The 12,074-nt window shown below is 57.3% G+C and carries 11 protein-coding genes; 5 read left to right on the top strand and 6 right to left on the bottom strand.

The features are described from left to right. Positions 1-125 precede the first annotated feature (125 nt). The 4 genes from DW937_RS11295 to DW937_RS11280 all read left to right on the top strand — a co-directional run bounded on the left by DW937_RS11295 (position 126) and on the right by DW937_RS11280 (position 3,705). Positions 126-659, top strand: a complete 534-nt coding sequence (locus DW937_RS11295) for a hypothetical protein (RefSeq protein WP_243111474.1) — start codon at positions 126-128, stop codon at positions 657-659. Then, positions 659-1,579 (top strand): DMT family transporter, encoded by a 921-nt coding sequence (locus DW937_RS11290; protein ID WP_120120968.1) that lies wholly within the window; start codon positions 659-661, stop codon positions 1,577-1,579. The genes DW937_RS11295 and DW937_RS11290 overlap by 1 nt, the downstream gene beginning before the upstream one ends. A gap of 4 nt (positions 1,580-1,583) precedes the next feature. Beyond that, the gene (locus DW937_RS11285; RefSeq protein ID WP_120120967.1) at positions 1,584-2,138 is read left to right on the top strand and encodes a M48 family metallopeptidase; all 555 of its coding nucleotides are present in this window, start codon (positions 1,584-1,586) and stop codon (positions 2,136-2,138) included. A 76-nt stretch (positions 2,139-2,214) separates the two neighbouring features. Continuing rightward, positions 2,215-3,705 (top strand): lipopolysaccharide biosynthesis protein, encoded by a 1,491-nt coding sequence (locus tag DW937_RS11280; RefSeq protein ID WP_120120966.1) that lies wholly within the window; start codon positions 2,215-2,217, stop codon positions 3,703-3,705. Between the two features lie 181 nt (positions 3,706-3,886). Here the strand turns inward: DW937_RS11280 and DW937_RS11275 are convergent, their stop codons facing one another. From DW937_RS11275 to DW937_RS11260, 4 genes are all read right to left on the bottom strand, one after another. Beyond that, positions 3,887-4,816 carry an alpha/beta fold hydrolase gene (locus DW937_RS11275; RefSeq protein WP_097774136.1) on the bottom strand — a complete coding sequence of 310 codons (930 nt, stop codon included), beginning with the start codon at positions 4,814-4,816 and terminating at the stop codon, positions 3,887-3,889. A 24-nt stretch (positions 4,817-4,840) separates the two neighbouring features. Further along, positions 4,841-5,092 carry an AbrB/MazE/SpoVT family DNA-binding domain-containing protein gene (locus DW937_RS11270; protein WP_005938917.1) on the bottom strand — a complete coding sequence of 84 codons (252 nt, stop codon included), beginning with the start codon at positions 5,090-5,092 and terminating at the stop codon, positions 4,841-4,843. Positions 5,093-5,237: 145 nt separating this feature from the next. After that, positions 5,238-5,375, bottom strand: coding sequence for a hypothetical protein (locus DW937_RS11265; RefSeq protein WP_243111473.1), 138 nt, complete (start codon positions 5,373-5,375; stop codon positions 5,238-5,240). A gap of 223 nt (positions 5,376-5,598) precedes the next feature. Beyond that, positions 5,599-6,627, bottom strand: a complete 1,029-nt coding sequence (locus DW937_RS11260; RefSeq protein ID WP_120120965.1) for a glycosyltransferase family 2 protein — start codon at positions 6,625-6,627, stop codon at positions 5,599-5,601. Between the two features lie 248 nt (positions 6,628-6,875). On the opposite strand from DW937_RS11260, the gene DW937_RS11255 reads away from it, so the two are divergent. Next, complete coding sequence (locus DW937_RS11255; protein WP_120120964.1) at positions 6,876-8,453, top strand: RecQ family ATP-dependent DNA helicase; 1,578 nt, start codon at positions 6,876-6,878, stop codon at positions 8,451-8,453. A gap of 76 nt (positions 8,454-8,529) precedes the next feature. Here the strand turns inward: DW937_RS11255 and nrdG are convergent, their stop codons facing one another. Together nrdG and nrdD are read right to left on the bottom strand one after the other, a co-directional pair. Continuing rightward, entirely contained in the window at positions 8,530-9,087 is a 558-nt protein-coding gene (nrdG, locus tag DW937_RS11250; RefSeq protein WP_120120963.1) for an anaerobic ribonucleoside-triphosphate reductase activating protein, read from the bottom strand. A gap of 178 nt (positions 9,088-9,265) precedes the next feature. Next, positions 9,266-11,437, bottom strand: a complete 2,172-nt coding sequence (gene nrdD / locus DW937_RS11245; RefSeq protein ID WP_120120962.1) for an anaerobic ribonucleoside-triphosphate reductase — start codon at positions 11,435-11,437, stop codon at positions 9,266-9,268. Positions 11,438-12,074 lie beyond the last annotated feature (637 nt).

Genomic DNA, 12,074 nt, shown 5'->3' with positions numbered 1-12,074 from the left:
GGACAAACGTCTTGTACAGCGCCGGAAAATGCGGTATACTATATCTGTATCTGCTCTGTACAAGAACAGGGCGGAGGGATGAAAAACAAAGAGAAGCGCATTGCTTCGTGAGGAAACGTATGAAGATGAAAAAAAGGATCGTTGTGCTGCTGATGGCGCTGGTGCTTGCAGTGGGCCTGACCGGCTGCAAGGACACCCTGAAGAGCATCGTGCACAAGGCAGCGGGCACTTCGGACGAAGTGCAGGAAGAGGACACTACCCGCTGGGCCGACCAGACCAGTGATCCGCTGATCATTCAGGGCATTGCAGACTCCTCGGCCAAGTTTGCCACGGCCACGGCGGATGGCTGCCTGTATGCAGTGTTCAACGGCATCTGGAGCCGCCAGACCAGCTACTTTACCGTGCCCTCCGGCACGCTGAGCATTATGGGCTGCGGCACGGCTGAGGGTACCCAGCGGTTCAAGGTGGCCGTGTGGAAAAAGGTGGACGGCGGCGCAGAGTATATGACCGACAGCACCTATTATATCTGCACCGACGGCACCAACTACCGCTGCACCATCTCCGGGCTGGATCCGGCGGCGCAGTACCGTGTGACCATCTCCTATGACTCCAGCAAGTACTACCTGTACGGCCTGCTGAAGGTGGAGGGCATTGGCTGATGAACACACAAACCAAGAACTCTCTGCTTTTGCTGCTGTGCTCCTTTATTTGGGGCACGGCCTTTGTGGCTCAGAGCGCCGGTTCCGGCATGGGAGCCTACAGCTTTCTGGCCGGGCGCAGCTGGCTGGCTGTACTGGTGCTGATCCCTACGGTGATGGTGTTTGATGCCATCCGCCGCAAAAGCGGCACCGATGCAAAGCCCAAGACCGCTGCCGAGAAGAAAAAGCTGCTGGCGGCAGGCCTTGTGTGCGGCACCCTTCTGTTTACTGCTTCCGCTGCACAGCAGATCGGCATTACCATCAATCCGTCCACGGCAAAGGCCGGCTTCCTGACCGCCATGTACGTGGTGCTGGTGCCGGTGTTCGGCCTGTTTCTGGGCCGCAAGGGAAGCGCGCAGCTGTGGGTGAGCATGGCGGTGGCCGTGTTGGGCCTGTACCTGCTGTGCATGAAAAACGGCTTTGGTAGCATCGAGTCCAGCGACTGGCTCCTGCTGAGCTGTGCGGTGCTGTTCAGCTTCCAGATCATTGCGGTGGACCACTTTTCCCCGCAGGTGGACGGCGTGCGGCTGAGCCTTGCCGAATTTCTGGTGGTGTCGGTGGAAAGCACCGCTGCGGCTCTGCTGTTCGAGACACCTTCCGCAGCGCAGTTCGCGGAGAATGCGCTGCCGATCCTCTACTGCGGCATCATGTCCAGCGGCGTGGCCTACACCCTGCAGATCCTGGGCCAGCGGGATCTGAACCCTGCCATTGCCAGCCTGATCATGTGTCTGGAGAGCGTGTTCAGCGCACTGGGCGGCTGGCTGCTGCTCGGCCAGAGCCTTTCCGCGCGGGAAGTCTTTGGCTGCGTGCTGATCTTTGCTGCCGTGGTGCTGGCCCAGCTGCCGCTGGAAATGCTGCACCGGGCAAAAAAGACTACCTGACCTCATGGCGGGCAGAAAGCAGGAGACACAGCTGCGCACGGCAGGCGGCATCCAATACGAGCTGACCCGCAAACGGGTCAAGAACCTGAACATCCGTGTGCGGGAGGATGGCACCGTGGCGGTGAGCATCCCCCTGCGGACAAGTGCAGAAGCGGCAGATTGTTTTGTGGCCGCACGCGCCGACTGGGTGCAGCAGGCCCGGGAACGTGCCATGCGGCGCGCAGCGCAGGAAGCGTGGCCTCTGCCGGATAAGGAAACAGCGCTGGCCTATTTTACGGCCATGAGCGATAAGGTCTACCCGGCCTTTGCCGGAGTGCTGGGCGGGCACAAGCCTGTTATCAAAGTGCGCAGCATGACCAGCCGGTGGGGCGTGTGCTTTATGGCAAAGCGGCAGATCACCTTTGCGCTGCAGCTGTATCATATGCCCCCGGCGGCGCAGATCTATGTGGTAGTGCATGAGTACTGCCACTTTTTGCAGCCCAACCACAGCCCGGCGTTCTGGGCCGAGGTGGCAAAGCTGCTGCCGGACTGGAAAGCCCGGCAGCAGCTTTTAAAGTGACTAAATAGTGGGAAAGCGGATGCGGGCGGTCACAGACCGGCCCGCATCCGAATTGTAAAACAGGAGGGAAGTTCCCTTGGAAAACGAAAAAAAGTCCGGCGATAAATATTCAAAGCTTGCCGGCAACACATTGATCTTTGCAATTTCCAGCTTCTCGTCAAAGCTGCTCACCCTAATCGTCCAGCCGTTCCTGACCTATGCAATGGCGGAGATCTCCGATCTGGGCCTTTCCAAGATCCTGAGCCAGTACGCGAACCTGCTCATCCCGTTCGTGTCCATGGGCATGTCCAACGCCATCATCCGCTTTGGTCTGGACAAGGGCAACAGCGAAAAACAGGTGTTCACCAACGGCCTGCTGACCATTCTGGGCGGCTTTGGCATTCTGGTGCTGTGCTGGCCCATTGCGCAGTTCCTGCCCGATATGGCACAGTACGGCCTGCTCATTTACATCTATGTGCTCATGAGCTGCCTGCGCACCCTGTGCACCCAGTTCGTGCGCAGCCGCCAGTGGAACAAGCTGGTGGCCGTGGACGGCGTGCTGTGCACCGTGGCCACCATGGCTTTCTACGTGCTGTATCTTGTGGGCTTCAAGTGGGGTGCCAACGGCTACCTGCTGGCCATCATCAGCGGCGACCTTTCCAGTGTGCTGTTCCTGATGTTCACCGGCAAGCTGTGGAACTATGTGGAGCTGAAGGGCATCAACAAGGATCTGTGGAAGCAGATGCTGCGCTTCTCGCTGCCCATGATCCCGGCACAGATCAGCTTCTGGATCATCAACGCATCCGACCTGTTCTTTGTGCGTGAGATGTGCAACGGCCTGGACGGCCGCGACGGCAATGCATGGAGCGGCCTGCTTTCAACCGGCTATTTCCTGCCCACCATCCTTACTACGCTGGGCCTGATCTTCTACGATGCATGGCAGCTCTCCGCTGTGACCGAGGAAGAGGGCCGCGCAAAGTTCTTTACCAAAATTTTCCGCACCTATTCCAGTGTGCTGTTCTGCTGCGCAGCCGGTATCATCTGGCTGTGCCGCCCGGTGATGCACATTATGAAGTCCAACTACTACTACGCATGGCACTTTGTGCCCTTCCTTGTCATGGCTTCCACCTGCAGCTGCTTCAACCAGTTCATGAACAGCGTGTATGTGGTGAATAAAAAGTCCACCCGCAGCATGATCACCATGATGGCGGGTGCTGTGAGCAACTGCATCATGAACTACTTCTTCATCAAGTGGTGGGGGCCTGTGGGCGCTACCTATGCGTCCTTCCTTGGCCTTGCGCTGGTGTTCACCCTGCGCGCCATCGATGCCCACCGCATGATCGGGATGCAGGTGCATCCGGGCCGCGTGCTGGTGAACGCCGCCGCGCTGGTGATCGAAGCCTTTGTGCTGCTGGCCGAAACGCCGCTCTATGGCCTGTGGACCGGCATCATCACGGCGCTGATCATCCTGTACAACTTTGCAGGCGTGTGGGCCATGGCCCGTGTCCTGCTGCCCAAGCTTCTGGGCCGCCGCGGCAAGGCACTGGTAAATGTGATCGACGGCTGGATCGCACCCAAGAAAGCATAATAGCATAACTGAAAATAAACGCAGAAAGTCCCCAGAACGCTGGTTCCGGGGACTTTTTCAGCAATCGGGAAAACTTTCAGTGCCGGGCATTTTTGCCGGTCAGGCTGGCAAAAGCGCCGCCAGCCATTAGGGCAAAAAGTACCGCCATTCCTCAGAATGACGGTAAAACGGATGCGGCAGATCAGGCAAGATGCTTTTCCAGCCAGCTGCCGATATCTTCAAACACTTCCTGATGGTTCGTTTCCACCAGCAGTTCATGCCGGGCACCGGGGTACAGCTTGCACTCAATGTTCTGCACACCGGCATCTTTCAGGCTCTGGATGGCGCGCTGCACGCCCTTGCCCTGTTCGCCCACCGGGTCGGCGTCACCGGCCAAGAACAGCAGCGGCAGGCCTTTGGGCATCTTTGCAAGGAACGCCGGGTCGTGCAGGCGCAGGATGCCGCTGAACATGCTGTAGTAGGCGTTCAGCGTAAAGGTAAAGGTGCAGCGTTCGTCAGCCAGATATTTGTCCACCTCGGCCTGATCGCGGTTGAGCCAGTCGTGGGTGGTGCGGCCCTCCAGCCCTTTGTTGTAGCCCATAAAGGACATGTTGGCCACGAACTTGCTGCGGTACTGCCAGCCATGAAAGACCGCCAGCACCCGGCAGAGGGTCTTGGCAAACTGCACCAGCGCTTTGGGCTGGAAGCCGGTGCCCATGATGATGGCTCCGTCCAGCTCATGGCCGTATTCGCACAAATACTGCCGGGCATAGAACGAACCCATGCTGTGCCCCAGCAGAAAATAAGGCACGCCCGGGTACAGCTCTTTGGTGCGCACGGTCATGGCGTGCAGGTCGGCCAGAACGGCGCGGTTGCCGTCCGGCTCGGCAAAGTAGCCGTAGTCCGCTTTGGTGCGGATGGAGCCGCCGTGGCCCAAATGGTCGTGGCCGGTAACAAGGATGCCCCGCCCGGCCAGATATTCCGCCAGCGGCTTGTAGCGGTCAATAAATTCCACCATGCCGTGGGACAGCTGCAGAACCGCCTTTACTTCACCCTCCGGCACACAGCGGAAGGCATGCAAAGTCCGCCCCGGCACAGTGGACGGGACGGTGAAATCGATCATCTGGCTCATAGCAGAGCCTCCTTTTTGTGTGTTTTACAGTGCACCGATCTTGCGGCGGCAGGCCGGGCAGATGCAGTAGCCCGCAAACTGCACCGAAGACTCATCCACCTCGCCGCAGAAATCGCAGCTGCCGGCGGGCCGATGCTTTTTGAGCACGATGGAGTCGCCATCCACAAAGATCTCCAGCTTGGTGTCAGTGTCCAGATGCATACTGGTGCGCAGCTCCTTGGGCAGAACGATGCGGCCCAGCGCGTCGATGCCGCGGACGATACCGGTACTTTTCATAGTATACCAATCTCCTTCATTCATTTTCCTGTAGCAGCCAATCCATGACACAACAGGAAAATTGTTCCAATCTCGATATACTCAGTATACAAAAAATAACATGGTTCGTCAATGATTGCGTGACATTTCGACAAAAAACACCCTTTTATGCAACTTCTTCCGGCTTGTTCTCCACACGGGCGCTGGTGCGTCCCTCGGGACGGATCTCTCCAGCGGCAGTCAGTGCGATCTTGGTCAGCGTGGGGCCTGCCAGCTCATACACCAGCACCGAGAACAGCACCACTATACTATCCGCCCAGATAAAAAGCAACCGGAATATGGAGACCCGGCAAAGAGTTCCGGTCGGGCAAATAAAAGAAACTCCTTCCGTCATCGCTGCGCGATGCCACCTCCCTCACGGAGGGAGGCTCTGGCGAGAAGGAGAAGTGTTCCATTCTGCCAAAGGCTCCCTCTTTGAGGGAACTGGCACGGCGTAAGACGTGACGGAAGGAGTAAATTCCAAAGAATCAGTTGAACTTGAAGATCTTGCGCAGCTGGCGGTACACGCCCAGCGTGAGCTTGTCGCCGCCGGGGAACTTCAGGTCGGTCAGACCGCCCAGATTGTAGCGCACGGCGCGGTAAACGCCGGTGCTTACGTGATCCTTGAGGTACTGCCACAGCCCGGTGCGCTTGGCCTTTGCCTCGTCGCTGCCGTCCAGCAGCAGGAAGATGTCGCTCACGGCCATCATCACGGACAGATAGTGCACCATGTAGGCGTGCAGACGTTTCTGATCCTTCAGCTCATCCAGATCCTGACAGTCGATCATGTGCCTGGTGACCCGCAGCTGCTGATCCACCCGCTTTACCATGATGCTCTCGTTCACGCTCTGGTCGGCACGGCCGATGAAGTAGCGGTACAGATCCAGATCCATGTAGTACATGCTCTTGACATAGGGCAGGGGCTGGTAGACAAAGATGTTGTCCACATAGAAGGTGTGCTTGGGCAGCACCATGCCGCACTTGCGCAGCACCTCGGTGCGGTACATCACCGAGTGCATCAGGATGTTCTGGTCCGGGCGGAAGTGGCCCACATGGGTCCAGTTGAACAGGCGGTTCTGCGGGAACACGTTGGTGTAGCGCACGGTCAGGGTGGTGTTGTCCTCCACATGCTCGTACACGTAGTTGCAAATCATCATGTCAGGCGCGGTGCCGCGGGCCACCAGAGTGGTCAGGCGGGCCAGAACCTTTTTCAGGGCATCAGTGTCCAGCCAGTCATCGCTGTCCACTACCTTATAGTACAGGCCGGTGGCGTTGCGGATGCCCTGATTGACGCCCTCACCGTGGCCGCCGTTCTCCTGATGGATGGCCTTGACAATGGTGGGATATTTGGCGGCGTACTCGTCGCAGATGGCCGGGGTATCGTCCTTCACGGAACCGTCGTCCACAAGGATGATCTCGGCCTGCTCTCCGGCAGAAAGCAGGGTCTCGACGCAATGGCGCATATATGCCGCCGAGTTGTAGCACGGAACGGCAAAGGTGATGAGTTTCTGCTGCATAAGATGATTGCTCCTTTTTCTATCAACAGTCGGCGCATAAAAACGCCGGACATGGAGTTATGTGCTCCTATTATATCATTTTCGCGCCTGAAAAGCTATCATTTGCAAAAAAATTACCTTTGACATTTCGTGCTTTTTGCCGAAAAAACGGCTCTGCACCTGCGCAAAAGCCCGGCTTTTGTGGTATACTGATATGGTTTTGAAGACATTGCGCAGAAAAAAACCTATTCTATGATACGGAGGAACCCATGGAAAACCCGCACTCGATCTTAAAAAAGGTATTCGGCTACGACAGTTTCCGCCCGGGGCAGGAGGAGATCGTCCGGCGGCTGCTGGACGGGCAGGATGTGCTGGCGGTGATGCCCACCGGTGCGGGTAAATCCATCTGCTATCAGGTGCCGGCGCTGCTGCTGCCGGGCATTACCATCGTGGTGTCGCCGCTGGTCAGCCTGATGAAGGATCAAGTGGGGGCGCTGGTGCAGGCGGGCGTGGCGGCGGCGTTTCTGAACAACAGCCTCACCGACAACCAGAAGGCCCTGATGCTGCGCCGCGCCCGGGAGGGCTGGTACAAGATCATCTATGTGGCACCGGAGCGGCTGGAAATGCCCGGCTTCCAGCGGTTTGCGCAGGAACGGCCCATCAGCATGGTGACGGTGGACGAGGCCCATTGCATCAGCCAGTGGGGACAGGACTTCCGGCCCAGCTACCTGCGCATCAAAGCCTTTGTGGACAGCCTGCCCAGCCGTCCGGTGGTGGGCGCGTTCACAGCCACGGCTACTGCCCATGTGCGGGATGACATCCGGGAACAGCTGGCCTTGCAGAAGCCCTATGAGGTGACCACCAGCTTTGACCGTCCCAACCTCTATTTTGAGACCCGGCGCGCTCTGCCCAGCCAGAAGCCGAAGGAGCTGCTGGACCTTGTGCTGAAAGAGGGCGACAACGCGGGCATCGTCTACTGCAGCACCACAAAGCAGGTGGATGAGACTGCCCGCCTGCTGCAGAGCCGCGGTATCCGGGCTGCGGCCTACCATGCCAAGCTGGATGCGGATACCCGGCGGAAGAATCAGGACGATTTCCTCTATGACCGGGTGCAGATCATGGTAGCCACCAATGCCTTCGGCATGGGCATCGACAAGCCCAACGTACGGTTCGTGATCCACTATAACATGCCCAAGGATGTGGAAAGCTATTATCAGGAGGCCGGGCGTGCAGGCCGCGATGGACAGCCCGCCCGGTGCACGCTGCTCTATTCCGGCACCGATGTGCGCACCATCCGCTTCTTTATTGAAAAGGAGATGGAGGCAGACAACGGCCTGCCCGCCGATGTAAAGGCCGAAGCTGCCCGCAAGGCCGAGGAACGGCTCAAGTACATGACATTTTATTCCACCACGCAGGACTGTCTGCGTGGCTTTCTGCTGCATTACTTCGGCGAAGCTGCACCAAAGAAATGTGGCAACTGCTCCTGCTGTCTGGCCGCAGAGCAGGAAGCGCAGCTGCAGGTGGAGTATTCCCGGCGGCGCGCGGCGGATAATGCCCGCCGCCTGACCGAGAAGCCGCGCCGCACAAAGGCGGTGGCAGGCGAGCTGAGCGAGTTTGACGAAAAGCTGCTGAATGCCCTCTATGCGCAGCGCAAGCGGCTGGCCGGAAAGCAGAATATCCCGGCCTTTATGGTGTTCAGCGATGCCACCCTGCGGGAAATGGTGGAGAAGAAGCCGCTGAGCACCGATGAACTGCTGAATATCAGCGGTGTGGGCGAGAAGAAAGCCGCCCGCTACGGCAATGCCTTCCTGCGCATCATCGAGGATGCGGTGGGCAGCAGAGAGTAAAACAAAAAAGAAAGCGTCCAGTTTTCCACACGTTCCGTTCAGGAAGTGGAAAACCGGACGCTCTTTTCTGTTATGTTTATTTTTCCATAGTATGGGTGGCGAACACCTTTTCGTCCTCCCACCACACGGGCTGACCGGCGGCAAGGGTCTTTTTCACATCCAGCAGACGCTGGTTGCTGCTGCCGCGGAACCGCAGGGAGATATCGTGTTTTGCCTGCACGAACTCGCCGTCCACCAGCACATCCAGCAGGCTCAGCAGCTCGTCGGTGACTTCACACCGGGCAAGGTTTGGCTCTTTGCCGGTCAGCTGTTCCCAGGTGTAGCCGGAATAGCACCATACCGTTTTATTCGGGTACAGGGCCTTGAAGTTGCGCACGAAGGGCAGCAGCTCCCGCTGATTTTCCGGCTCCATGGGTTCGCCGCCCAGCAGCGATAGGCCCGCGATATAGTCCGGCTGGCAGGAAGCAAACACTTCGTTGCGGGTGGCTTTATCGAAGGGCTGGCCGTAATGAAAATCCCACGCCACGGCGTTGAAGCACCCCGGGCAGTGGTGGCGGCAGCCGGACACGAACACGCTGGTGCGCACCCCCGGGCCGTTGGCAATGTCATAGTATTTGATGGTTGCATAGTTCATAGCTTCATTTCAAGCTGGCTCGCCCTCTCCGTCACCTGCGGTGCCACCTCTCCCAAAGGGAGAGGCCTTGGCAAATCGGCAAAGTTTGCCGTACTGCCAAAGGCTCCCACTTTGGAGGAGCTGGCAAAACCGCAAGGTTTTGACTGAGAGGGCGAGGGCGCTTTCCTTTATGCAAAAATTACAGATGCAGCACGCGGTCCTTGATCTCCTGCGTGCGGCCCTGATTCCAGAATTGGGTGCCGATATAGCCACAGGTGCGGCGGGCAACGTTCAGCTTGTTCTGGTCGCGGTTGCCGCACTTGGGGCACTCCCACACCAGCTTGCCGTCATCCTCCACGATTTTGATCTCGCCGTCATAGCCGCACACCTGACAGTAATCCGACTTGGTGTTCAACTCCGCATACATGATGTTGTCGTAGATGAACTGCAGCACGCTCATGACGGCTTCCAGATTGTCCTGCATGTTGGGCACTTCCACATAGCTGATGGCACCGCCCGGAGACAGGCGCTGGAAGTCGGATTCAAACTTCAGCTTGGTGAAGGCATCAATCTGCTCCGACACATGCACATGGTAGCTGTTGGTGATATAATTCTTGTCGGTAATACCGGGCACGATGCCAAAACGCTTCTGCAGACACTTGGCGAACTTGTAGGTGGTAGATTCCAGCGGGGTGCCGTAGAGGGAGTAGTCGATGTTCTCGGCCTTTTTCCACGCGTTGCACTTGTCGTTCATGTGCTGCATCACGCTCAGAGCAAAGGGCTTTGCACCGGCATCGGTGTGGCTCTTGCCGGTCATATACTTCACGCACTCATACAGACCGGCATAGCCCAGACTGATGGTGGAGTAGCCGCCGAACAGCAGCTTGTCGATCTTTTCGCCCTTCTTCAGTCGGGCCAGTGCGCCGTACTGCCACAGGATGGGTGCGGCATCGCTGGGAGTGCCCAGCAGCCGCTTGTGCCGTGCCTGCAGTGCGCGGTGGCACAGGGCCAGACGCTCGTCGAAGATCTTCCAGAACTTCTCAAAGTTGCCCTTGGAGGAGAGTGCCACATCCACCAGATTGATGGTGACAACGCCCTGATTGAACCGGCCGTAGTACTTGGGCTTGCCGGTCTCGGGGTCCACATAGGGGGTCAGGAAGCTGCGGCAGCCCATGCAGGTGTAGCAGTGGCCTTCGCCGTTTTTGTCCACCTTGAGCTCCAGCATCTTCTTTTCGGAGATATAGTCGGGCACCATGCGCTTTGCAGTGCACTTTGCGGCCAGCTCGGTCAGATAATAGTAGGGAGTGCCGGGGCGGATGTTGTCCTCTTCCAGCACATAGATCAGCTTGGGGAAGGCGGGGGTGATCCACACACCGGCCTCGTTCTTCACGCCCTGATAGCGCTGGCGGATGGTCTCCTCAATGATGATGGCGAGGTCGGCTTTCTCCTGCGCGTTGCGGGCTTCACCCAGATACATGAACACGGTGATGAAGGGGGCCTGACCATTGGTGGTCATCAGCGTGACCACCTGATACTGGATAGTCTGCACACCGCGGTTGATCTCGCTGCGCAGGCGGCGCTCTACGATCTCCTTCTTGCGCTCAGCAGAAACGTCCAGACCGGCCATTTCCACTTCTACCTCAGCGGCGATCTTCTTGCGGGAGACATCCACAAAGGGGGCGAGGTGGGTCAGGCTGATGCTCTGGCCGCCGTACTGGTTGGATGCCACCTGTGCAATGATCTGGGTGGCGATGTTGCAGGCGGTGGAGAAGCTGTGAGGCTTTTCAATATAGGTGCCGGAAATGACGGTGCCGTTCTGCAGCATGTCCTCCAGATTCACCAGATCGCAGTTGTGCATGTGCTGGGCAAAGTAGTCGGAATCGTGGAAGTGGATCAGGCCCTCCTGATGGGCCTTGACGATCTCCGGGTCCAGCAGCAGACGGGCGGTCAGATCTTTGGAGATCTCACCGGCCATATAGTCACGCTGTACGCTGTTCACGGTGGGGTTCTTGTTGGCGTTCTCCTGCTTGACCTCTTCGTTCTGACACTCGATCAGGCTCAGGATGCGCTCATCGGTGGTGTTGGTCTGGCGCTTCAGGCTCTGCACATAGCGGTAGGTGATGTAGTGCCGGGCCACATCATGTGCCTTGATGTCCATGAGCTGGTTCTCCACCATATCCTGCACTTCTTCCACGCTGACGGCGCGGTTCAGCGCCTGACACTGGTCGGTAACAGCAGCGGCGATCTGGGTGATCTGGTCCTTGGTCAGACGGCTCTGGCCGCTCACAGAATCACTGGCCTTAGTAACAGCGGTGATGATCTTGGTGATATCAAAGGGGACCTCTGCACCGTTGCGTTTGATGATCTTCATCGGCTCTCCTCCTTAACAAATAAAGCACAGTGTGAACGGGTATCTCTTACAATAAGAGATACCCGTTTTGCGCACACGATATCCAACAAACTGAATGTAGCTCTATTCTATCACTATCTAGTGGCAAGTCAAGGAAAATACCACTACATTTTGCGTTTTGGAGTTTTAGCCAAAATTCATGGATAATTTTCAGGATAAAATCTGAGCCAAGACCTCTTGACAACGCACACCCGTTTCCGAGGTGTAATATCGCAAAATATTATACGGCGAAAGCTTATAATACATTATATAAGCACAGAGAAAAGGCATTCGTGCCAAGCTGCACCAAAGCAGCTGCGGCGCATATACCTCACGGTCAGATGCCGTTTCCGGTCATGCACAAAAAAGAATGGAAAAAAGTTGTCAAAAAGTGTTGACAAGGAGGCGGGGGTGTGGTATTATACTTGAGCGCCAAGCGCTGAGGCAAAAGAATGACTTCCGAAGCCTCAGCGGGAAGCCCTTGAAAAGAACCAATAGACGCGGAAAACACCGGTTGACACTGAGATGCTTGAAGCGCTCCAAGTTCAGAAAGTTCAAAAGCTTCTAAAAATAAGGCTTGACAAAAAACCACTTCGGTGGTAAAATAAACAGGTCGTCA

The sequence above is a fragment of the Faecalibacterium sp. AM43-5AT genome (assembly GCF_003603345.1).
Taxonomy (GTDB): domain Bacteria; phylum Bacillota; class Clostridia; order Oscillospirales; family Ruminococcaceae; genus Faecalibacterium; species Faecalibacterium taiwanense.
Note: the sequence above shows the minus strand (reverse complement) of the source record. Positions and strands in the feature narration are given on the sequence as shown.